This is a genomic window from Pseudomonas laurylsulfativorans (assembly GCF_002906155.1).
GTDB lineage: Bacteria > Pseudomonadota > Gammaproteobacteria > Pseudomonadales > Pseudomonadaceae > Aquipseudomonas > Aquipseudomonas laurylsulfativorans.
Genome location: NZ_MUJK01000001.1, coordinates 989,889 through 1,012,110 on the forward strand (window position 1 = coordinate 989,889; position 22,222 = coordinate 1,012,110).

Below are 22,222 nucleotides of genomic sequence, written 5' to 3' on the forward strand. Positions count from 1 at the left end.
CTGAATTAGGCGGCCAGTTTACGGCGGTTATACAAACCGCCCAACAAACCGGTGAAGCATCCGATGAGTAACCCGCTGACGTGGGCTGCGTTGGCGATCTCGCCGAAGCCGATCATCGAGACCAGCCCGGACAGGCACAGCAGCAACCACACCAGCATCATCACCAGTACGCCACGGGGCAGGCGATAAGCCGGGTTCGGTGCCAGCAACTGGAAGATCCAGCAATGTCCGAGCAGCCCATACAGCACGCCGGACAACCCGCCGAACAGGGTCGGGCCGCTGAAATAGTACTGGGCGTAGTTGGACACCAGGCTGAACAGCAAGGTCAGGCCGATCAGGTTGATACTGCCCTGGCGTGACTCGATGCGCCGCCCCAGTTCCCAGTACCACATGCCATTCATCGCCAGGTGCAGGATACCGAAGTGGATCAGCATCGGCGTAAACAGGCGCCACCACTGCCCCGCCGCCAGGCTGTCGGCCAGCGGCGTGAAGTGGATGTATTCGCCGACTACGCGGAATTCGAGGAAGGTCAGCCAGCGCATCGTTTCAAGGTTGTCGCCCAGCATCGTGACCGCACCGACGATGATGCTCAGCAGCAATACCAGCGCGGTGGCCCTGGCGTATTTCAACTGCTCGACGAATCCCGGACGCTTGACGGTTTGCGCCACCGGAATGTCCAGTTGTTGATCGGGGTCGCCCGCCGGAAAACGTTCGTACAGCGCACGCACGTCTTCACTGATGTTCTGCGGCACCCACAGCACCTGCTCACCGGCCTCTTCACTGACGCGATGAGGCACCTGCATGCGTTTGAGTAGCGTGACGAACCCGCTCAAGTCCACCGCCAATGGCAGACGCAATACCGCTACAGCACTCATTGCAGCACCTCCGGCCGCTCGACATCGACCCAGACGAATTTATTCGGATCCAGGCGGGTTTCCTGGTCCAGGCGATAGGCGACCAGTTTGCCGTACAGCACCGCGCTGTAATCCAGGCAGGCCAGGTTCGGCCGAATCGGTGCCGGCTTGCCGCTGCGCCAGTAATGGCCGACGAACAACAGAGGTTCTTCGACGCCATAGCGCAGCAAACTGTTCTTTTCGGTGGACGACAGCGGCGTCAGAGCCACGGGTTCCGGTAGTGCATCGGGCTGGAACACGATGTCGCCGTAGGTTTTCGGATCGTCTTCCCAGAACTTGGTGCGGAAGAACGAACGCACCAGACCATCGCCGCTGGTCATGGTCAGGCCATGGGGCAAGCGCATATCCGTGCCGCGCAGCAGCCGGTCGAACACAGTGCAGGCAAAGGAACCCGACTCCGCCGATGCCTGAAGAAAAGGCTCATCAATGCAACCGTCGGGGAACAACGCCCGCAGCGGCTCGATCAGCCCGGCATCCCAACAGGCGTGGACCACGCGAAAACGCCCGGCATCGACGAACAACGGCAGCTCATAGAACCATTGCTGGAAGTCGTGCCAGTCGCCCGGATGATGTTCGAACTGAGTCAGGGTTTCGTGCAGCAGGCGGGCATGGCGCGGCGTGTGCTCGCGCACGAACTGCTTGCCGCTGCCGGGCAGCGCCGGCGTGCTCCAGCCCAGTGCATTGAACTCGTGATTGCCCATGATGCACAGCGCCTGACCGGCCTCCACCATGTCGTGGACGATGTGCAGCGCCTCGCGAATCCGCGGGCCGCGGTCGATGATATCGCCGACGAACACCGCCATGCGCGAAGCATGGCGCCAGACGCCACTCTGTTTGTGATAACCAAGTCGGTCGAGCAAGTGCTCCAGGGTCAGAGCGCAACCGTGCACGTCACCGATCAGGTCGTAGCTACGCGCGGGATCGAGCATCAGTCGCCTCCACCCCCCAACTTGCTGCCCCAGCCGAGCTTGGTCCGGCAGACTTCATAGTAGTTGTGGTCGAGCGGGTGAATCAGCCGCAGTTTCTGGGCTTTCTTGCTCACGGTAATGGTGTCGCCGGGCGCGCAGGTGAAGTGGTTCTGCCCGTCACACGAGACTTGCGGGTAAATCTGCATATCCTTGGACACGACGATTTTCAGCTCGCTGTTGCCATCGACCACAATCGGCCTACCCGACAAGGTATGGGGGTACATCGGCACAATCACAATAGCGTCGAGCTTGGGATGCATGATCGGCCCGCCGGCAGACAGCGCGTAGGCGGTGGAGCCGGTCGGCGTCGCGACGATCAGGCCGTCGGCCTTCTGGCTGCAGACGAACTGGCCGTCGATGTACAGCTCGAACTCGATCATTCGCGTGGATTTGCCGGGGTGCAGCACCACATCGTTCAAGGCATCGCCCTGGCCGATGGCCTCGCCGTGGCGGCGGACCTCGGCTTGCAAGAGGAAGCGGTTTTCCACCAGATAGTGACCATCCAGCACTTCGGCGACCTTGGTTTCCAGCTCGTCGGGACGGATGTCGGTGAGGAAACCCAGGCTGCCACGGTTGATGCCGAGCACCGGAATGTTGTGCCTGGCCAGCGCCCGGGCGGCACCGAGCAGGCTGCCGTCACCACCGACCACGATGACCATGTCACAGACTTCGCCGAGCATCTTGCGCGACGAGGTTTGCAGACCGTGCCCTGGCAGCACTTCGGCGATGGTGTCTTCGAGGATCACGTGCAGGTGACGATCGAGCAGAAACCGTTTCAGTCGGCGGACGGTATCCAGCACCTGGGAACTGCCCAGGCGACCGATGATGCCGATATTGCGAAATTGCTCCATGGGGCTCCTGCGGGGATCTGTGTGGCGGCGAAAACCACGATTATGGGCGAAAGCCGTCCGTAGACAAAATCCTTTCAGCTTCAAGGGTGTGCCCGGGTTTCGGGCTATGCTCGCAAGATGATGCTATTTCCGGATTTGCTCCACCTGCCCCACCAGTTACGCCATCCCGAAGTGCGTGACCTGGCGTGGGTCATCCTCGCCCCGCCGATGTTGGGCGATACCCCGTGGCCGCAGCGCCACCCGCTGGCCGGCAGCGACTGGGTGCAGGAACCACAACGGCTGGAGCATTGGCTGCGCCAGCTGGACCGGGACAGTTATGGCTTGTTGCACTGGCTGGCCCAGGCCCGGACCCGGCGCCTGGGTTTGTACTACGAACGCCTCTGGCAATTCGCCGTGCAGCATGCGCCGGGCATTGAACTGATTGCCGCCAACATGCCGATTCGCCGCGAAGGCCACACCCTGGGTGAACTGGACATGCTGCTGCGCGATCGCGATGGCGTGCATCACCTGGAGCTGGCGATCAAGCTCTACCTCGGCCCGCAATCCGGCGACGGGCATGACACGGCCCAGTGGCTGGGTCCGGGGTGCCACGACCGGCTCGACCGCAAACTGGCGCACCTGAGCCAGCATCAGTTGCCGATTTCCGCGCGCCCCGAGAGCCGTGAAGTGCTGGCGGCGCTGGATATCCAGGTGTTCAGCGCGCATTTGTGGCTGGGCGGGTACTTGCTGTATCCGTGGCCCGGCCAGGCCGCCCCGCCGTCGGGAGCCCATCCGCAGCATTTGCGCGGGCGCTGGCTACATCAAAAGGATTGGCCGGCGTTGGTTGCCCAGAGCGCGCCCGGTCGCTGGCAACCCCTGCCCCGCCATGCCTGGCTGGCGCCGGCGCATTATTCGGAGGAGCACACCTGGAACCCTGAGCAGATGCGGGCATGGCTCAATGACCTGGACCCGCTGGCGCCGGCACAACTGCTGGTGCGCCTGACGGAAAATGCCAATAGCGACTGGGAAGAGGCCGAACGATTGTTTCTGGTGGCGGATCTTTGGCCGAATGTGCCGGGACAGGGTTGAGAGTTGTGTTGTTTGGCCGGGCCTCTTCGCTGGCAAGCCAGCTCCTACAAAGTGTGCGCATAACCCTGTAGGAGCTGGCTTGCCAGCGAAGGGGCCACCCCGGTCTAACCTCGCCGAGTCACTTCACAAGTGAATCACATGCCCTTCAACGGGCGCCACCTGCCCATGAAACAACCGGAAAATGACATCTTGCGCCGCCTCATACCCCTGGCTCTCCACCACTTCCAACAACGGCTTCTTCTCAGCCGTCACTTGCTGAAAAAACCGCAGCAACCCTTTGCCGATATGCTGGCTGACCCCTTCCGGCCCCCACTCGGCGTTACGCTTGCGGATCTGGACGGGCGCAAAGAAAAACACCGGTTGAGGCCCTTCAATGGCCGTCAGTTGCGCCTCGTTCGTGCTTTGCGCTGAACCGGCGAAGCAACTGTAGACCAGCTGTCGGGCAAAGTGCTGATGCACCTGATCCCGCAACTTGAGGTCACCAGAAAAATCCACATACAACGTAGGACGATCATTCCCAAGACTCGTCAGCTCCTCGTATGCCACTGCCCGCTCGTAACAACCGAGGGTTTCGACAAAGGCTTTGTTGGCGGCCGAGGTTAGGGCAATCCGTTCCAGTTGCGGATGACTCTCCAGGCAGACGGCCGTGCCGTAGGCGGTTTTACTCGACGCACTGGAAAACACCAACCGGGTTGCGCCAAAGAACTGATTGTCCTGGAGGAAATCCGCCAGCATCGACGAGGTCAGAAACAACGGTTTGAGCAGAATCTGCAGGTTTTCGGTTTCAGGACTGTAGTACGCATCCCAACTGCAGCGCGTGTACTGGTTATACGCCGAGGTCAACCCCGACCGGTGCTCGACCCCATCGTAAAAGCCACGTTCGGTAACCCGTTCCGGGCGCATCCACAGGTGACTGGCCAGCGGAAAGTAACCGTAGAAACGCTCGCCCACCTTGATGCCTTTCACCTTGGACGCAATGACGTCGGCAAATCCCCAGGTCGGAACATGGCCCCAATGCAGCCATCCGCACCAACGATCGAAGCCTGGGTCATCATGGCCTGGGGCGGTCGTCGCTATTGCATCACGGCACAACCGACGGCGGAGCTAACCGCCGCCTGGCTGTTGGAAATGGAAACGATGATTTGTAGCCGGCTATCCGGCGCTTCGTAGGACAAAGCGCCGGATGACGAACGTCAAACTTTCTTGTGCTGCTCGACCCATTGCCCATAGGCATTGATGAAATTTTGCAGGAACGGCTTGACCGAGTCGGACAGCTTGCCCGCCTCGTCGAACGCCGAACCGGCGTTCCCCAGATAGGCTTCCGGTTGCTGCATCAGCGGCACATTGAGAAACACCATGGATTGGCGCAGGTTGTGGTTGGCACCGAACCCGCCGACGGCCCCCGGCGAAACACTGATAATGGCGCCCGGCTTACCATTCCAGGCACTTTTGCCGTAGGGACGCGAACCCACGTCAATCGCATTTTTCAATGGCGCCGGCACCGATCGGTTGTATTCCGGGGTCACGAACAGCACCGCGTCGGATGAGCTCACCTGTTGTCGGAAAGTGCTGTAGGCTGCCGGCGGTGAAGCACCATCGATGTCTTCGTTATAGAGCGGCAGATCGCCAATCTCGACGATGTTGAGCTTGAGATTGGCCGGCGCCAGTTCTGCCAAGGCCCGTGCGACCTTGCGGTTGATCGATTCCTTTCTCAAGCTGCCGACCACGACGGCGACCGTATAGACGTTGCTCATGGGAATGTCTCGACTGTCCGATATGAAGAGCTTGTAGTTATAGATGACGATTCAAGCAGCGGGCGACTGAAAACGCCGTCCCTGACTATTTTTTTCCTGTAGGAAAACTTACCTCACCCAACCACGGTCTACAGAGCCGCAAATTGAGTGATTTATCTCCAGAGGTTCTAAGCAGATGGCAGCAGTACTCGTCGGTCAGTTCCATGCAAGAGATGCGGAAGGCCGTATTTATTCGGTGCACGAGTTCCAGGAATCCACCCCGGCGGTAGACGGTTCAGGGCCTGTCACCACTTACAAGCTGGCCATTGGCGACCGTGTCAACAAGGTCGACGACAATGAGTTTCAGTTGGTGCAAACCGGCGTAACCCTTACGCGCGAACCGCAAACCGCCAGCGTTTCATAACCCGTCGTTATGAGCAGAAGTCATATGCGCGGACTTGGGGTAGGATTCAGCCACTGACTCCTCCACCGGCTGAACATGGACTTCACGCATGCGCTTACGCCATATCGAAGTGATCCAGGCGCTCTTGCAGACCGGTCACCTGGGCACCGCCGCCGAATGGCTGCAGTTGCCGGTGACCGAAGTCGAGCATTTGCTGCGCGACGCCGAGGATCAGTTGGGTTTCATGCTGTTCGCCAGCGTGCGCGGACGATTGCAGGCCACCCGCGAAGCGCGGGAACTGCAGGTGGAAATTGCCCGGGTCTACGATGCACTCGAACCGGTACAGCGCTTGGCCAACAGCCTCCGTCAATACCTGGCGCCGCCGTTGCGCATCATCTGCACCCCGCCTCTGGCCAATCAATTGTTGCCACACAGCATCGCGGCCCTGCGCCGCCGCTTGCCCGACGCGCCTTGCACTCTGCTGAGCCAGCCGACCCGCGACATCGTCAGAAGCCTGTTGCTGCGTGAAAGCGATCTGGGTCTGAGCTTGCACGACCCCGACCACGCCGACCTCGATTGCCAGGTGATTGCCCAGGGCAAACTTCAGTTGCTCGCACCCCATGGCTGGCTGCAACCGAAACAGAAATACATTTCACTGCAGGATCTGGCCGGTCAATCGATGATCGGCCTGGAGGGGCACGACCCGCTGAGCCCGGCGCTGGAAAACAAACTGCACGGCTTGCGCCCTGCTCCAGTGATTCAGACCCGGGTCCAGACGCATCAGATGATGCGCAGCATGGTCGAGGCCGGAGAAGGCCTGGCCATCGTCGACCCCTTCACCGCCCTCGGCGCCAAGGCCTCGGGACTGGACACCTGCCCGCTGGCGCCAGCTGTCCCGATCAGTCTCTACGCCTTGTCCCTGAAAAACGCCGAACCGTCTCCGGCGGTCCAGGCCCTGCTGGCGATCGTCACGGAACAAGCCGCGGCGATGCTGACGAACTGAGCGGGTTCTCCAGCGGACTCTCGAATATTCGATACCAGAACAGCGCCACTTCGGCGGTGTTCGGGTCGATGCCGCGATAGCGCAGATGGTCGATCCCGCCAATCACGTAACCGCAGCGCTCATAGAGCCGGCAGGCCCCCAGGTTGTTGTTCTGGGTTTCGAGCATGATGCCCGGAAGTTTTTTCTTGCGGCTCCAGAATTGCGCCACATCCAGCAAGGCCTTGGCCACGCCGTGCCGCCGGGCCGGGGCATGCACCGCCAATTCGTCGATATGGGCAAAACCATTCCAGTTGGTACTGACCACCAGGTGTCCCACGGGCTGGTCATCCAGATAGGCCATGAAAATCGCGCTGTCGGCGGCATGGAGAAAGCTGCTGAACTCCTCCGGGTCGATACCGTAGCACTTGCGATAGGGCGTGATCGGCGTCACGGGCCACTGTGCGACCGGTTTTCCGATCTCGGCCGCACCGTATGCCGCGACTTCAAAACTGAAATCACTGCCCCAGATGTAGGCGGCAAAACCTTCATCGGCAACCCGCACCGACAACCCTGGGTAATTCGGATTTATAACCGGCTGCATACTGGGAAAGGTCCTCACTCCTTGATGCAATCGACGGTGTAGCACCGCCCATTGCCCTGATCTTCGTGTTGCAATCCGTGCACATCAGCAACGAACCCCGGGAAACTTCTATCGAACGTACGGGCAAATGCCAGGTAATCGATGATCGAGCGGGTCGTCTCGGTAAAGCGTTCGCCCGGCATGATCAACGGGATGCCCGGCGGGTACGGCACCAGCATCACCGCGGCGATCCGCCCGTCCAGCGCATCGATCGACACCGCCTCGACCTCGCCTCGCACCAATTGATCATAGGCGTCCGCCGGCTTCATCGCGACTTCCGGCAGTACGGTGTACATGCGCTTGAGATGCCTGGCCGTGGCATTGCTGCGATAGCAGGCATGCAACTGATCGCACAGATCCCGCAGGCCCATGCCCTGATAGCGCGCGACATTTTCCTGCGCCACGCAGGGTAGGCAACTGGCCAGACTGACGTTGGCGTCATAGCTGCGCTTGAACTCCAGCAATTCGGTGAGCAGCGTGCTCCATTTGCCCTTGGTGATGCCCATGGAGAACAACACCAGGAACGAATACAGCCCGGTCTTCTCGACCACCAGGCCTCGCTCCCAAAGGAATTTGCTGACCACTGCCGCTGGAATCCCGCGCTCGCTGAGGGCGCCACCGGCCGTCAGCCCCGGCATCACCAGCGTGACCTTGATCGGGTCGAGCAGCACATAATCGTCGGTCACGCCGCCAAAGCCATGCCAGTCGGCATCGGGCTGCAGCAACCAGTCCTCGGTGACGACCCGCTCGATGCCTTCCGCCGAGGGCGGTTGCCAGATCGAAAACCACCAGTCATCTGCAGCAATGTGCTGGCGCAAGTTGGCCAGCGCCCGACGAAAACTCAGGGCTTCGTCGAACATTTCCTGTAACAGTGAACGCCCGGCCGGCCCTTCCATCATCGCCGAAGCCACATCCAGCGAGGCGATGATGCCGTACTGCGGTGAGGTCGAGATGTGCATCATGAATGCTTCGTTGAAGCGATCCCGGTCCAGTTGCCTTGCGCCGCCATCGCGCACATGAATCATCGACGCCTGACTGAAAGCCGCCAGTAACTTGTGGGTGGAATGGGTAGTAAACACCAGCGGGCTGCCTTCATCACGGGACGTGCCCATGCCGTAGCGCCCGGCAAAAAACTCATGAAACGCCGCATAGGCATACCAGGCCTCGTCGAAGTGCAGTACCTCAACGCTATTGCCCAGTTGCTGCCTGATCAGCTCGGCGTTATAGCAAAGGCCGTCATACGTCGAATTGGTCACTACAGCGAGCTTGACCTTCGGCGAACGCCCCTTGGTCAGCGGACTGGCGTCGATCTTGGCCTGGATCGATTCGCGGCTGAACTCGCTCAGGGGAATCGGGCCGATGATCCCCAGCTCATTACGTTCCGGACACAAGTACAGCGGGATGGCGCCGGTCATGATGATCGAGTGCAGCACCGATTTGTGGCAATTGCGATCCACCAGCACCAGGTCGTCGCGAGCGACCACCGAGTGCCAGACAATCTTGTTGGCCGTGGACGTGCCATTGATCACGAAAAAGGTGTGATCGGCGCCGAAATTACGTGCTGCACGGGCCTCGGCTTCAGCCAGGGGGCCGGTGTGATCGAGTAACGAGCCGAGCTCCGGCACCGACACCGAAAGATCCGAGCGCAGGGTGTTTTCCCCGAAAAACTGGTGAAAAGCCTGCCCCACAGGACTTTTGTGATACGCCACGCCACCGCCGTGACCGGGGGTGTGCCACGAGTAATTGGAATCCGCCGTGTGTTGCACCAGGGCCTTGAAAAATGGCGGCAACAGGCCGTCAAGGTATTTACGCGCCGCGCGGGCCACCTGTCGGGCGAGAAAGGGCACCGTGTCTTCAAACAGATAAAGAATGCCGCGTAACTGGTTGAGCTCGGCCATGGCATCGGCCGGCGCATTTTCCAGGGTCACTTTTTCGCCCAGGGCAAAGATCGGCAGATCCGGCGCACGCACTCGCGCCAGACCGATCAGTTCGGCCATGTTTTGCAATAAATGGGAATGGGTGCTGGCGTCTTCGGACGCAATCAACATGCAAGACAGGCCATGGTAAGTTGACGCCACCAGTCGCCCTTCGGTGTAGTCCACCGCCGAAACGACGCTGAACCCTTCCTGCTCCAGCTCCCGGGCAATCCCCCGCACGCGGTCACCGGCAACGCTGTCGGCCTTGATGTCGCGATGGACAATCAGGACCGGGAATTTCAAATCTTTATACATGAGGCTCAGTGTCCCGAGGCGGCAGAGCAGAGCCTGCCAATCACCTCAGGGTAGAGTGTTGCAGCGGATGTAGCGAGCGGGATGCACCAGAGGGAATTTCCCTGTGGCTTGTGTGGCGAGGGGGCTTGCCCCCGTTGGAGCGCGAAGCGGTCCCCGGCATTTCTTCAGACATATTTTGCATACAGGTTTACGACGGCTTCGCCGCCGAACGGGGGCAAGCCCCCTCGCCACAAAAGCCATTCACCAAAAGACAGACCTCAGGCCTGCGCTTCAGCCTCGGCCAGTTGCACCCACAACGCCGGAGCGCCAGCGGATTTACCGATGATTTCCAGGCGCGCCGCGTGACGGGCCAGGTCGTCTTCGCTGGCACGGATGATGCGCGTCGGCTGTCGGCCCGCCGGCAGGCGACGGATCTCGGTGGCCGAATTGTCCGCCCCTTCACCGGAGCCATTGCCATCGGAGGCATTACCGGCGAGGGAGAGACTGGTCTGCCCGCCAGTCATGGTCAGGTAGACGTCGGCGAGAATCTCGGAGTCGAGCAAGGCGCCGTGCAGTTCACGGCCGGAGTTGTCGACGCCATAGCGCTTGCACAGGGCGTCGAGGCTGTTGCGCTGCCCCGGGTGACGTTCCCGGGCCATCATCAGGGTATCGAGGATCGTGCAGTGCTGCGTGATGTCCGCGCGATCCTGCTGCCCCATCAGGGCGAATTCGTTGTTGATGAAGCCAACGTCGAACGCCGCGTTATGGATGATCAGCTGCGCGCCCTTGATGAACTCGAAGAACTCTTCGGCCACCTCGGCAAAACGCGGCTTGCCCACAAGGAATTCGTTGGTGATCCCGTGGACGCCGATGGCGCCCTCGTCACTTTCGCGATCGGGTTGCAGGTAGACGTGAAAGTGCCGGCCGGTCAGGCGTCGGCCGATCAACTCGACACAACCGATTTCGATAATCCGGTGGCCGTCGGTCACCGGCATACCGGTGGTTTCGGTGTCGAGTACAACGGATCTGGTGGCCATTAGTGCTCAGTTCTCAATCGGTCAATCGTGCAAAAGCGGCGATGTTAACACGCTTGCCCGGGGCTTTCAGGTAGACCGAGCCATCTGTAGGAGCTGGCTTGCCAGCGATAGCGGTCTCGAGATCGACGAAAACCAGACGAGCATCGCCGGCAAGCCGGCTCCTACAAGGACCGAAGTCAACTCAGCCCTGCTTGTACCCACGCACTTCATCCACGCCACGGTTGGCCAACTGGTCGGCCCGTTCATTGCCGTGATGGCCAATGTGCCCGCGCACCCATTTCCAGGTAACTTTGTGGCGGTTGACCTGCTCGTCGAGCAACTTCCACAGGTCAGCGTTTTTCACCGGCTCCTTCGCCGCGGTTTTCCAGCCGCGCTTCTTCCAGTTGTCCATCCACTCGTTGATGCCTTTCATCACGTATTGAGAGTCGGTCACCAGCAGCACCTCGCAGGGACGCTTGAGCTCTTCCAGGCCACGGATCGCACCCATGAGCTCCATGCGGTTGTTGGTGGTATTGGCTTCTCCGCCCCAGAGTTCCTTTTCGACGCCCTTGCACACCAGCAGTGCGCCCCAGCCGCCAGGGCCAGGGTTGCCTTTGCAGGCGCCGTCGGTGAACAGTTCTACGCTATCGCTCATGCCAATCTATCCAGAAAATGCGCTGGCCCGCCGATCGCTGATCGACGACGCCCGAAGCCGGGACAGGCCCGGCCGCAAATGAAAAGTGTGTATTACGGTTCGATGTTGCGACGGTTGACCTTGGCCATCGGCAAAGGGATCAACTTGCCCATCGGCTCGCGCCGCTCCTGACGGACCGGTCGCAGGCCCACCACGATCTTGCGCGCCACGAGTAAATAGAAGCCGCCGCCTGACAGTTGCCAGTCACCGGCCTTACGCTCCCAACCGGCCAGGCGGGTCTGCCATGCCGGTGACGCAAGCGGCGGACGATAGCACCCGAAGCGGCGTTTCTCCAGCGCGAAGCCCAGCAGGTTCAGCCAGTCCGCGACCCGAGACGGCGAAATGCAGCGTGCCTTGCGCAGCGCATCCTGGGCAAACACATGCCGCAGGCCCCAACTGCTCCAGGGATTGATGCCGATGATCAGCAAATGCCCACCGGGCCGCACGCTGCTGGCCGCCTCGCGAAGCAAACCGTGGGGCGACAGGCAGAAATCCAGGCCATGCTGCAATACCACCACATCGGCGGCATGCTCGCTCAGCGGCCAGGCTTGTTCTTCACAAACGATCTCGACCCCCGGCAACGGCGCGCCCAGACGCACATTGCGCTGTACCTGTGGCGCTGACGGCGGAGTCTGGGCCGAGGGGCCGTAATGCACCAGATAGCCACCAAAGAACCGCCCGAGTTCGTCTTCGAGCATGCGCCGCTCTTCGTCCAGCAGAAATTGCCCGATCGGGCCCGCCAGCCACTCGCGGGCCGCGCTGATCAACGCCAGCCAGTCAGGATCAGCCTGTGCGAACGCTTTATCAGTCATTGCATTCTCCAACGCGCCAGGAAGTTCTAAGATGCGCCATTGTTTTCCGCTTGGCGAATCCGACGATGATACAGATCACTGCCCTGCCCGCCTTCACCGACAACTACATCTGGTTGTTACAAGACCACGGCAGCAAATGCTGCGCAGTGGTGGATCCGGGTGATGCCGCCCCGGTACAAGCCTGGCTCGCGGCCAATCCGGGCTGGGTACTGAGTGATATTTTGATCACTCACCACCATCATGACCACGTCGGCGGCGTCGAATTGCTGAAGAAAGCGACAAACGCGAAAGTCTATGGTCCGGCCAGCGAAAAGATCCCGGCGCGGGACGTCGCGCTCAAGGACAACGACAAGGTCAGCGTGCTCGGCTGGGACTTCGATGTGCTCGCAGTCCCTGGCCACACCCTGGGGCATATCGCCTATTACCATCACGGCTTGCTGTTCTGCGGCGACACCTTGTTCGCCGCCGGCTGCGGGCGGTTGTTCGAAGGCACGCCACAGCAAATGCACGGCTCGCTGACTCGCCTCGCGGCGCTGCCGGAAGACACGCTGGTCTACTGCACCCACGAATACACCCTGAGCAATCTGAAGTTCGCGGCAGCCGTCGAACCGAACAATCCGGACACCGCCGAGCGCCTGGCCAAAGTCACCCGCCAACGGGAATCCGGGATCATGACGCTGCCGTCGACATTGGCGCTGGAAAAGCTCACAAACCCGTTTTTGCGCTCCGGTGAAACATCCGTTAAAGAAAAAGCGGACGAACGGACCGGCACCGATAACTCGGCGCCCGATATGGTTTTTGCTGCGCTTCGCGCTTGGAAAGACACGTTCTAAAGGGGTCTCCCAAGGCTGCAATAATTCTGAAAGGTTGACCGCACAGGGTGTGCTTTCTAGAATCGCCCGACATTTTTGCCCGGAACTTACTTCCAGCCAATGTCGTCACCTATTCGCAAAGCCATCAGTTCAGACGCATTGACCCGCTTGGCTCAAGCCATCGCGGTGGCTGTGTCCGCCACCCTGGCGGGCTGTTCCAGCCATGCGCCACAGACCGATGCGGCGCACACGCCGAACGTTGCCGCGCGCGCCAAGCAGAAGCCGATCTGGCTCAGCGAAAAACCCAGCCCGCAAATTCCGCAGGACGTCTGGGAGCGCATGCGCCAGGGCTTCCAGTTGCAGGACGGACTGGGTGTCAACCCGCGCATCGAGCAACAGCGCCTGTGGTTCGCCAGCAATCCATCCTTCCTGGAGAACGCCGGCGAACGTGGCAGCCTCTACATTCACTACATCGTCGAGCGCCTTGAAGAGCGCAACATGCCGCTGGAACTGGCCCTGCTGCCAGTGATTGAAAGTGCCTACAACCCGATGGCCTACTCCCGGGCCGACGCGGTGGGTCTTTGGCAATTCATCCCGTCCACCGGGCGTTACTTCAACCTGCGTCAAACCCGTTTCTATGATGGCCGTCGCGACATCACTGCGTCGACCACCGCCGCGCTGGATTATCTGACCCGCCTGCACGACATGTTCAACGGCGACTGGATGCTGGCCCTGGCGGCCTACAACGCCGGCGAAGGCACCGTCAGCCGGGCCATCGAGCGCAACGAGCGCCTCGGCCTGCCGACCGACTACTGGAACCTGCCACTGCCCTCCGAAACCCAGGCCTATGTGCCGAAGTTGCTGGCACTGTCGCAAGTGGTGATGGCGCCGGAAGCCTACGGCGTGAACCTCAACCCGATCGCCAACGAACCCTATTTCCAGGTCGTCGAAATCAACCAGCGCATGGACCTGTCCAAGGTCGCTGAAGTGGCCAACATCGACGAAGACGAACTGTTCCAGTTGAACCCGGCCTTCAAGCAGCGCACGACCATCGACGGTCCGCAACACCTGCTGGTGCCAACCTCCAAGGCGCAATTGCTGACCAGCAGCCTTCAGACCATGCGCCCTGAAGAGTTGATCAGCAAAAAATCGCTCAAGCCGGTCTTCGAAGGTGCCAGCGACACCCAAGTCGCCAGCGTCAAGCGTGCCTACCGGGTCAAACGGGGTGACAACCTCGGTTCCATCGCCAAGGCCAACAACGTTGACGTGAAGGACCTGCAACGCTGGAACAAACTGTCCGGCAAGAACCTCAAGCCCGGCCAGACCCTGGTCATGCAGGACAACAGCAAACGCAGTTCCGGACGCGTCAACACCGTGATTGCAGCGAACACCAAAAAGCAGCAGACCACGTACAAGGTCCAGCAAGGCGACTCGCTGTACATCGTGGCCAAACGATTCAACGTAGAGATGCAGCACCTCAAGCGCTGGAACCCGCGTGTCGGTCAGGCGCTGAAGCCTGGTCAGATGTTGACGGTAGCTAATCCGCACTAACCTGTAGGAGCCGGCTTGCCGGCGATGCGATCAAACTGATGGATCGCATCGTTTTGATCGCCGGCAAGCCAGCTCCTACAAAAACCTGCCCCATCCTGGCTCCGTCTTTTTCCTGTCCATACAAGCTGTTACTGTACGATCCACAAAGTCCAAGCCGCCCGGATCGGATCCCCCATTTGAAGCGTCCCCTGCCCCTGTTCCTGATAAGCCTCGCCTTGAGCTCAGCCGCAAGCGCGACGATCAGCGAAAGCCACGGTTATGCGCAGTTCGGCACGCTCAAGTACCCGGCCCGATTTACCCACTTCGACTGGGTCAACCCGCAAGCGCCCAAGGGTGGAACGTTGCGTGTCATGGCGTTTGGCACCTTCGATACGCTCAATCCCTACACCTTCAAGGGCACCAGCCCGGTCACCACACCCAGTTTCCTCCAATACGGTATCAACGAGCTCAACGAGCCGCTGATGGTCGGCACCGGGCAGTACGCGCCCTCGGGTGACGAGCCCGCATCCAGTTATGGCCTGATCGCCCGGTCAGTGGAATACAGCGAGGACCGCAGCTGGGTGGTGTTCAACCTGCGTCCCGAAGCGCGCTTCCATGACGGCACGCCGATCACCGCCTACGACGTCGCGTTCTCCTACCGCACGCTACTCAAGGAAGGCCATCCGCTGTACCGCACCAGCCTTCAGGAAGTGTCGCGCGTGGACATCCTCAACCCACAGCGGATCCGCTTCGTGCTCAAGCGCGCCGGCAATCCGCTACTGATCCTGCGCCTGGGCGAAATGCCGGTGCTGGCGCAACATTACTGGAAAGGTCGCGACTTCAAGGCCACCACCTTCGAACCTCCGCTGGGCAGCGGACCGTATCGCATCGCGTCGGTCACGCCGGGGCGACAGATCATCTTCGAACGGGTCAAGGAATACTGGGGCAAGGACCTGGCGGTCAATCGCGGCAAGTACAACTTCGACCGCATGGAAGTCGAGTTCTACCGCGACAGCGACGTGGCGTTCGAGGCGTTCAAGGCCGGTGAATTCGATATCTATATCGAGCATCAGGCGAAGAATTGGGACAGCGGCTACAACTTCCCGGCCATACGCCGCGGTGACGTGATCAAGGCGCAGATTCCCCATCAGATCCCGACCCAGACCCAGGGTCTGTTCATGAACAGCCGTCGCCCGGCATTCTCGGACGCCAGGGTCCGTGAAGCACTGGGGCTGATGTTCAACTTCGAGTGGACCAACCGTACGCTGTTCGGCGGCGCCTACCAACGCGCCATGAGCTACTACCCCAACAGCGAGTTCTCGGCCGGCGGTTTGCCGGTCGGGCACGAATGGCTGTTGCTCAAACCCTATCGCGAGCAGTTGCCGCCCAGGCTCTTTACCGAACCGTTCAGCCTGCCGCAGACCGACGGCCGGGGCATCCCCCGGGAGACCTTGCGCAAAGCGCTCGGCCTGCTCGCCGAAGCCGGCTGGAAGCTCAACGGCCAGCGTCTGCAAAACGCCGCCGGGCAACCGTTACGACTGGAGTTGCTGCTGGTCAACCCGAACCTTGAACGCATCCTCCAGCCTTACGTCGAGACCCTGACCAGCATCGGCATCGATGCGCGGCTGCGCACAGTCGATCGCGCGCAATACAAGCAACGCCTCGACCAGTTCGATTTCGACATGATTCTGATGACCCTCAACCAGACGCTCAGCCCGGGACTGGAACAGTGGCAGTACTTTCACTCCAGTCAGGCCGGGGTCAAGGGCAGCAAGAACTACGCCGGCATCGCCAATCCGGTGGTCGACCATCTGCTCGAACAGTTACTGGCCGCCCAGAACCGCGATGAGCAAGTCGCCGCCGGCAAGGCCCTCGACCGCGTGCTGCTGTGGCAGCACTACATCGTCCCCAACTGGTACCTCAATTATCACCGCCTGGCGTACCGCAACCGGCTCGCCTTCGTCACCACGCCGCCCTACACCCTGGGCCTGAACGCGTGGTGGCTGAAATCTTCGGAGAAAGATCGATGAAACCCATCCGCAACCTGCTCCTGCAGGCCAGCGGCCTGTTGTTCGCCGGGCTGGCCTGCGCCGCTCCGCAACACGCCGTGACCCTGTACAACGAGCCGCCGAAATACCCGGCCGATTTCAAACACTTCGATTACGTCAATCCCGATGCGCCCAAGGGCGGGATCTTCCGCCAGGCCGGCTTCGGCGGTTTCGACAGCCTCAACCCGTTCATCAGCAAGGGGGTGCCGGCGGACGATATCGGCATGATCTACGACACCCTGGCCAAACAGGGCCTGGATGAACCGTTCACCGAATACGGCCTGATCGCCCGCCTGATCGAGAAAGCCCCGGACAACGGCTGGGTGCGTTTCTACCTGCGCCCGGAAGCGCGTTTCCACGACAGCCACCCGATCCGCGCCGAAGACGTGGTGTTCAGCTTCCAGATGCTGACCAAGGACGGCGCCCCGATGTACCGCGGTTACTACAGCGACGTGGAGGAAGTGGTCGCCGAAGACCCGCTCACCGTGCTGTTCAAGTTCAAGCACACCAACAACCGCGAGCTGCCGCTGATTCTCGGCCAACTGCCTGTGCTGCCCAAGCATTGGTGGGCCGACCGTGATTTCAACAAGGGCAACCTGGAAATTCCGCTGGGCAGCGGTCCGTACAAGGTCAGCGAAGTGAAGGCCGGACGCTCGGTGCGTTACGAGCGGGTCAAGGATTACTGGGGCAAGGACCTGCCGGTAAATCGGGGTTTCTACAACTTCGACGTGATGACCACCGATTACTACCGCGACAACACCGTGGCCCTGGAAGCGCTCAAGGCCGGGCAGTTCGACTACTGGCTGGAGATGACCGCGAAGAACTGGGCAAACGCCTACAACATTCCGGCGGTCACCGAAGGCCGACTGGTCAAGGAGCAGATTCCCAACGGCAATCCGACCGGCATGCAAGGGTTCGTGTTCAACATGCGCCGCCCGGTGTTCCAGGATGTGCGTGTACGCCAGGCCTTGTCGTTGTTGCTGGACTTCGAATGGACCAACAAGCAACTGTTCAACAGCGCCTATGCACGCACCCGCAGTTACTTCGAGAACTCGGAAATGGCCGCCACCGGCCTGCCAGATGCTGATCAGGTGGCGATCCTCGAGCCGTTCCGCAGCAAGCTGCCGCCGCAGGTGTTCAGCGAAGCCTTCCAGAACCCGACCACCGACGGCAGCGGCATGATCCGCGCCCAGCAACGGCAAGCCTATCAACTGTTGCAGGAGGCCGGCTGGCGCATCGTCGATGACAAAATGGTCGACGCCACCGGCAAACCGGTGGTCATCGAATTCCTGCTGGCCCAGACCGAATTCGAACGGGTGCTGTTGCCCTTCAAGCGCAACCTGAGCGACTTGGGCATCGATCTGGTGATCCGCCGGGTCGACGTCTCGCAATACATCAACCGTGTGCGGTCCCGGGACTTCGACATGATCGTCGGCAGCTTCCCGCAGTCCAACTCGCCGGGTAACGAACAACGCGAATTCTGGATGTCGGCCGCCGCCGACAAACCCGGCAGCCGCAACTCCATGGGCCTGAAGGATCCGGTGGTCGATCAACTGGTCGAGCAACTGATCAATGCCGATTCGCGCAAAAGCCTGGTGGCCCACGCCCGCGCGCTGGACCGCGTTCTGCAATGGGGCTATTACGTAATACCCAACTGGCACATCAAGACCTGGCGCGTGGCGTACTGGAACCACATCGGCCATCCAAAGGTCTCGCCTAAATACGACATCGGCACGGCCACCTGGTGGGTCAAGCCTGACATCAAGCCGGCAATAGAAGTCGAAACCACACTGCAGGCCGATCCTGCGGGCACGGAGTAATCAGATGCTGGCGTACATTTTTCGGCGACTGTTGCTGATCATTCCAACCCTGTTCGGCATTTTGCTGATCAACTTCGTGATCATCCAGGCCGCCCCGGGCGGGCCGGTGGAACAGATGATCGCCAAGCTCGAAGGCTTCGAAGGCGCCACCAGCCGCATCGCCGGCGGCGGCGCCGAAGTCTCGGTGGCAGGCTCGGCCTACCGCGGCGCCCAGGGCCTGGACCCGGCGCTGATCAAGGAAATCGAGCACATGTACGGCTTCGACAAGTCGGCGCCGGAACGCTTGTGGATCATGGTCAAGAACTATGCATCGCTGGATTTCGGCGACAGCTTCTTCCGCGACGCCAAGGTCATCGACCTGATCAAGGAAAAGATGCCCGTGTCGATCTCCCTCGGGCTGTGGAGCACGCTGATCATGTATCTGGTGTCGATCCCGCTGGGGATCGCCAAGGCCACGCGGCACGGCAGTCACTTCGACGTCTGGACCAGTTCGGCGATCATCGTCGGCTATGCGATCCCGGCGTTCCTGTTCGCCATCCTGCTGATCGTGGTGTTCGCCGGCGGCAGCTACCTGGACTGGTTCCCCTTGCGCGGGCTGACCTCGAACAACTTCGATGAACTGAGCATGGGCGGCAAGATCCTCGACTACTTCTGGCACCTGGCGCTACCGGTGACCGCGCTGGTGATCGGCAACTTCGCGACCATGACCCTGCTGACCAAAAACAGCTTCCTCGACGAAATCAACAAGCAATACGTGATCACCGCCAGGGCCAAGGGCCTGACCAACCACCGCGTGCTGTACGGCCACGTGTTCCGCAATGCGATGCTGCTGGTGATCGCCGGCTTCCCCTCGGCCTTCATCGGCATCTTCTTCACAGGTTCTTTGCTGGTGGAGGTGATCTTCTCCCTCGACGGCCTTGGCCTGATGAGTTTCGAGGCGGCGATCAACCGCGATTACCCGGTGGTATTCGGCACGCTGTTCATCTTCACCCTGCTCGGACTGGTGGTGAAACTGATCGGCGACCTCACCTACACCTTTGTCGATCCGCGCATTGACTTCGAAAGCCGGGAGCATTGAGATGAACCTGTCCCCTCTCAATCGCCGGCGCTTCGAACTGTTCAAGGCCAACAAGCGTGGCTGGTGGTCGCTGTGGCTGTTCCTGATCCTGTTCGGCGCAAGCCTGGGCGCCGAACTGATCGCCAACGACAAGCCGCTGGCGGTGCATTACGACAACAACTGGTACTTCCCGGCGCTCAAGCGCTACCCGGAAACCACCTTCGGTGGCGAATTTCCGCTGGAGGCGAACTACAAGAGTCCCTACATCCGCGAACTGCTCAAGGCCAAGGACGCCTGGGTGCTGTGGGCGCCGATTCCCTACAGCTACCAGAGCATCAACTACGACCTGAAGGTCCCGGCCCCGGGCCCACCTTCGACGGACAATCTGCTGGGCACCGACGATCAGGGCCGTGACGTGCTGGCCCGGGTGATCTACGGCTTCCGCATTTCGGTGCTGTTCGCCCTGACCCTGACCGTACTCAGCTCAATCATCGGCGTGATCGCCGGGGCCTTGCAGGGTTTCTACGGCGGCTGGGTGGACCTGGCCGGGCAACGTTTCCTGGAGATCTGGTCCGGGCTGCCGGTGTTGTACCTGCTGATCATCCTCGCCAGTTTCGTGCAGCCCAACTTCTGGTGGTTGCTGGGGATCATGCTGCTGTTCTCGTGGATGAGCCTGGTGGACGTGGTGCGCGCCGAGTTCCTGCGCGGGCGCAACCTGGAATACGTGCGCGCCGCCCGCGCCCTGGGCATGCAGAACGGCGCGATCATGTTCCGCCACATCCTGCCCAACGCGATGGTCTCGACCATGACCTTCATGCCGTTCATCCTCACGGGCGCCATCGGCACCCTGACCGCCCTGGACTTCCTCGGTTTCGGCCTGCCAGCGGGTAGCCCGTCCCTGGGTGAACTGGTGGCCCAGGGCAAATCCAACCTGCAGGCGCCGTGGCTGGGCATCAGCGCCTTTGCCGTGCTGGCCTTGATGTTGAGTCTGCTGGTGTTCATCGGCGAGTCCGCTCGCGATGCCTTCGACCCGAGGAAGTGAAATGAATCAGGACAATCTGATCGAAGTGCGCGACCTGTCCGTCGAGTTTGTCGTCGGCAATCGCTGCCAGCGGGCAGTCGAAGGCGTCAGCTTCGATATCAAGCGCGGTGAAACCCTGGCCTTGGTCGGCGAGAGCGGCTCCGGAAAATCGGTCACCGCACATTCGATCCTGCGCTTGCTGCCCTACCCACTCGCCCGGCACCCGTCCGGAACCATCGAGTATTCCGGGCAAAACCTGCTCAACCTGAAAGAAAAAACCATTCGCCACATTCGCGGCAACCGGATTGCGATGATCTTCCAGGAGCCGATGACCTCGCTCAATCCCCTGCACTCGATCGAAAAACAGATCAACGAAGTGCTGGGCATCCACAAGGGGCTGACCGGCAAGATCGCGACCAAGCGCACGCTGGAACTGCTAGAGATGGTCGGAATCCCCGAGCCGCACAAGCGCCTCAAGGCCCTGCCCCACGAGCTGTCTGGCGGCCAGCGCCAGCGGGTGATGATCGCCATGGCCCTGGCCAACGAGCCGGAACTGCTGATCGCCGACGAGCCGACCACCGCGCTGGACGTAACCGTTCAGCTGAAAATCCTCGAATTGCTCAAGGAATTGCAGGCTCGCCTGGGCATGGCGTTGCTGCTGATCAGCCACGATTTGAACCTTGTGAGAAGAATTGCGCATCGCGTATGTGTCATGCAGCGAGGTTGCATCGTCGAACAGGCATCGTGCGAAGAATTGTTCCGCGCGCCGCAGCATCCGTACACTCGGGAACTGCTGGCTGCGGAGCCCGGTGGCAAGCCTGCAAGCAACGCGATCGGCCCGCCGTTGCTGGCGGTCGAGGACCTGAAAGTCTGGTTTCCGATCAAGAAAGGCCTGCTCAAGCGCACGGTGGATTACGTCAAGGCGGTCGATGGCATCAACTTCAGCCTGCCCCAGGGCCAGACCCTGGGGATTGTGGGTGAAAGCGGTTCCGGCAAGTCGACACTGGGTCTGGCGATTTTGCGGTTGATCGGTAGCAAAGGCACCATCCGCTTTGAAGGCCAGCAGCTAGACTGCCTGACGCAGCAACAAGTCAGGCCGCTGCGGCGGGAGATGCAAGTGGTGTTTCAGGACCCGTTCGGCAGCCTGAGCCCGCGGATGTGCGTGAGCCAGATCGTTGGCGAAGGCCTGCGGATCCACAAGATGGGCACCGAGGCGGAACAGGAACAAGCGATCATTGCAGCACTCAAGGAGGTAGGCCTGGATCCGGAAACCCGGCACCGCTACCCCCACGAATTTTCCGGCGGGCAGCGGCAGAGAATCGCCATTGCCCGGGCATTGGTGTTAAAACCGGCGTTGATTTTGCTGGACGAGCCGACTTCGGCCCTCGACCGCACGGTACAACGCCAGGTAGTGGAGCTTTTGCGTTCACTGCAAAGCAAGTACAACCTGACGTATCTGTTTATCAGCCATGACCTGGCTGTGGTGAAAGCGCTGAGCCACCAGCTGATGGTGGTCAAGCATGGCCAAGTGGTCGAACAGGGAGACGCGCAAAGCATTTTTGCCGCCCCCCAACATCCGTATACACAGCAGTTGCTGGAAGCCGCTTTTCTGGCTCCGGCCACTGCGCAATAACCTGAAAGAG

Annotated in this window: 20 protein-coding genes; 10 read left to right on the top strand and 10 right to left on the bottom strand. The window is 60.8% G+C overall.

Going from position 1 to position 22,222, the window contains the following annotated elements; genetic code table 11:
• Nucleotides 1-5: 5 nt before the first annotated feature.
• From B0D71_RS04330 to B0D71_RS04340, 3 genes are read right to left on the bottom strand one after another with little or no spacing between them, the layout of a single operon-like run.
• Entirely contained in the window at nt 6-875 is an 870-nt protein-coding gene (locus B0D71_RS04330) for a rhomboid family intramembrane serine protease (RefSeq protein WP_103393638.1), read from the bottom strand.
• A complete protein-coding gene (locus tag B0D71_RS04335) occupies nt 872-1,843 on the bottom strand; it encodes a metallophosphoesterase (RefSeq protein ID WP_103393639.1) in 972 nt (323 codons plus the stop codon). Before B0D71_RS04335 ends, B0D71_RS04330 begins: the two co-directional genes overlap by 4 nt.
• Complete coding sequence (locus tag B0D71_RS04340; protein ID WP_057398469.1) at nt 1,843-2,733, bottom strand: NAD(+) kinase; 891 nt, start codon at nt 2,731-2,733, stop codon at nt 1,843-1,845. The genes B0D71_RS04335 and B0D71_RS04340 overlap by 1 nt, the downstream gene beginning before the upstream one ends.
• Nucleotides 2,734-2,850: 117 nt before the next feature.
• On the opposite strand from B0D71_RS04340, the gene B0D71_RS04345 reads away from it, so the two are divergent.
• Nucleotides 2,851-3,801: a DUF1853 family protein gene (locus B0D71_RS04345; RefSeq protein ID WP_103393640.1), complete on the top strand. Its 951-nt coding sequence runs from the start codon at nt 2,851-2,853 to the stop codon at nt 3,799-3,801.
• 123 nt (nt 3,802-3,924) lie between these two features.
• On the opposite strand, the gene B0D71_RS04350 is transcribed toward B0D71_RS04345, so the two are convergent.
• Nucleotides 3,925-4,767 carry a DUF2855 family protein gene (locus tag B0D71_RS04350; protein WP_240635665.1) on the bottom strand — a complete coding sequence of 281 codons (843 nt, stop codon included), beginning with the start codon at nt 4,765-4,767 and terminating at the stop codon, nt 3,925-3,927.
• Between the two features lie 227 nt (nt 4,768-4,994).
• Complete coding sequence (locus B0D71_RS04360; RefSeq protein WP_103393641.1) at nt 4,995-5,555, bottom strand: NADPH-dependent FMN reductase; 561 nt, start codon at nt 5,553-5,555, stop codon at nt 4,995-4,997.
• Nucleotides 5,556-5,730: 175 nt separating this feature from the next.
• On the opposite strand from B0D71_RS04360, the gene B0D71_RS04365 reads away from it, so the two are divergent.
• Both B0D71_RS04365 and B0D71_RS04370 read left to right on the top strand, forming a co-directional pair.
• Complete coding sequence (locus B0D71_RS04365) at nt 5,731-5,958, top strand: hypothetical protein (protein WP_103393642.1); 228 nt, start codon at nt 5,731-5,733, stop codon at nt 5,956-5,958.
• Between the two features lie 88 nt (nt 5,959-6,046).
• On the top strand, nt 6,047-6,940 hold the full coding sequence (locus B0D71_RS04370; protein ID WP_103393643.1) for a LysR family transcriptional regulator: 894 nt from the start codon (nt 6,047-6,049) through the stop codon (nt 6,938-6,940).
• Here the strand turns inward: B0D71_RS04370 and B0D71_RS04375 are convergent.
• The 5 genes from B0D71_RS04375 to B0D71_RS04395 all read right to left on the bottom strand — a co-directional run bounded on the left by B0D71_RS04375 (nt 6,906) and on the right by B0D71_RS04395 (nt 12,291).
• Nucleotides 6,906-7,520: a GNAT family N-acetyltransferase gene (locus tag B0D71_RS04375; RefSeq protein ID WP_103393644.1), complete on the bottom strand. Its 615-nt coding sequence runs from the start codon at nt 7,518-7,520 to the stop codon at nt 6,906-6,908. The two genes, B0D71_RS04370 and B0D71_RS04375, sit on opposite strands and share 35 nt — an antisense overlap.
• 14 nt (nt 7,521-7,534) lie before the next feature.
• Complete coding sequence (locus tag B0D71_RS04380) at nt 7,535-9,790, bottom strand: Orn/Lys/Arg family decarboxylase (protein ID WP_103393645.1); 2,256 nt, start codon at nt 9,788-9,790, stop codon at nt 7,535-7,537.
• A gap of 257 nt (nt 9,791-10,047) precedes the next feature.
• Nucleotides 10,048-10,806 carry a DNA polymerase III subunit epsilon gene (gene dnaQ / locus B0D71_RS04385; RefSeq protein WP_103393646.1) on the bottom strand — a complete coding sequence of 253 codons (759 nt, stop codon included), beginning with the start codon at nt 10,804-10,806 and terminating at the stop codon, nt 10,048-10,050.
• Nucleotides 10,807-10,987: 181 nt separating this feature from the next.
• Nucleotides 10,988-11,440, bottom strand: a complete 453-nt coding sequence (rnhA, locus tag B0D71_RS04390; RefSeq protein ID WP_007979123.1) for a ribonuclease HI — start codon at nt 11,438-11,440, stop codon at nt 10,988-10,990.
• A gap of 92 nt (nt 11,441-11,532) precedes the next feature.
• Nucleotides 11,533-12,291 (bottom strand): class I SAM-dependent methyltransferase, encoded by a 759-nt coding sequence (locus B0D71_RS04395; protein WP_085725153.1) that lies wholly within the window; start codon nt 12,289-12,291, stop codon nt 11,533-11,535.
• A gap of 65 nt (nt 12,292-12,356) precedes the next feature.
• Between B0D71_RS04395 and gloB the strand changes: the two genes are divergently transcribed.
• The 7 genes from gloB to B0D71_RS04430 all read left to right on the top strand — a co-directional run bounded on the left by gloB (nt 12,357) and on the right by B0D71_RS04430 (nt 22,212).
• Nucleotides 12,357-13,124: a hydroxyacylglutathione hydrolase gene (gene gloB / locus B0D71_RS04400; protein WP_103393647.1), complete on the top strand. Its 768-nt coding sequence runs from the start codon at nt 12,357-12,359 to the stop codon at nt 13,122-13,124.
• A 99-nt stretch (nt 13,125-13,223) separates the two neighbouring features.
• Nucleotides 13,224-14,654, top strand: a complete 1,431-nt coding sequence (locus tag B0D71_RS04405) for a LysM peptidoglycan-binding domain-containing protein (RefSeq protein ID WP_103393648.1) — start codon at nt 13,224-13,226, stop codon at nt 14,652-14,654.
• Nucleotides 14,655-14,842: 188 nt separating this feature from the next.
• Nucleotides 14,843-16,663, top strand: a complete 1,821-nt coding sequence (locus B0D71_RS04410; RefSeq protein ID WP_420825128.1) for an extracellular solute-binding protein — start codon at nt 14,843-14,845, stop codon at nt 16,661-16,663.
• Complete coding sequence (locus tag B0D71_RS04415; RefSeq protein ID WP_103393649.1) at nt 16,660-18,501, top strand: extracellular solute-binding protein; 1,842 nt, start codon at nt 16,660-16,662, stop codon at nt 18,499-18,501. Before B0D71_RS04410 ends, B0D71_RS04415 begins: the two co-directional genes overlap by 4 nt.
• 4 nt (nt 18,502-18,505) lie before the next feature.
• Nucleotides 18,506-19,579 carry a microcin C ABC transporter permease YejB gene (locus B0D71_RS04420; protein ID WP_007979116.1) on the top strand — a complete coding sequence of 358 codons (1,074 nt, stop codon included), beginning with the start codon at nt 18,506-18,508 and terminating at the stop codon, nt 19,577-19,579.
• Between the two features lies 1 nt (nt 19,580).
• Nucleotides 19,581-20,600, top strand: coding sequence for an ABC transporter permease (locus tag B0D71_RS04425; RefSeq protein ID WP_103393650.1), 1,020 nt, complete (start codon nt 19,581-19,583; stop codon nt 20,598-20,600).
• Between the two features lies 1 nt (nt 20,601).
• Nucleotides 20,602-22,212 carry an ABC transporter ATP-binding protein gene (locus B0D71_RS04430; RefSeq protein WP_103393651.1) on the top strand — a complete coding sequence of 537 codons (1,611 nt, stop codon included), beginning with the start codon at nt 20,602-20,604 and terminating at the stop codon, nt 22,210-22,212.
• Nucleotides 22,213-22,222 lie beyond the last annotated feature (10 nt).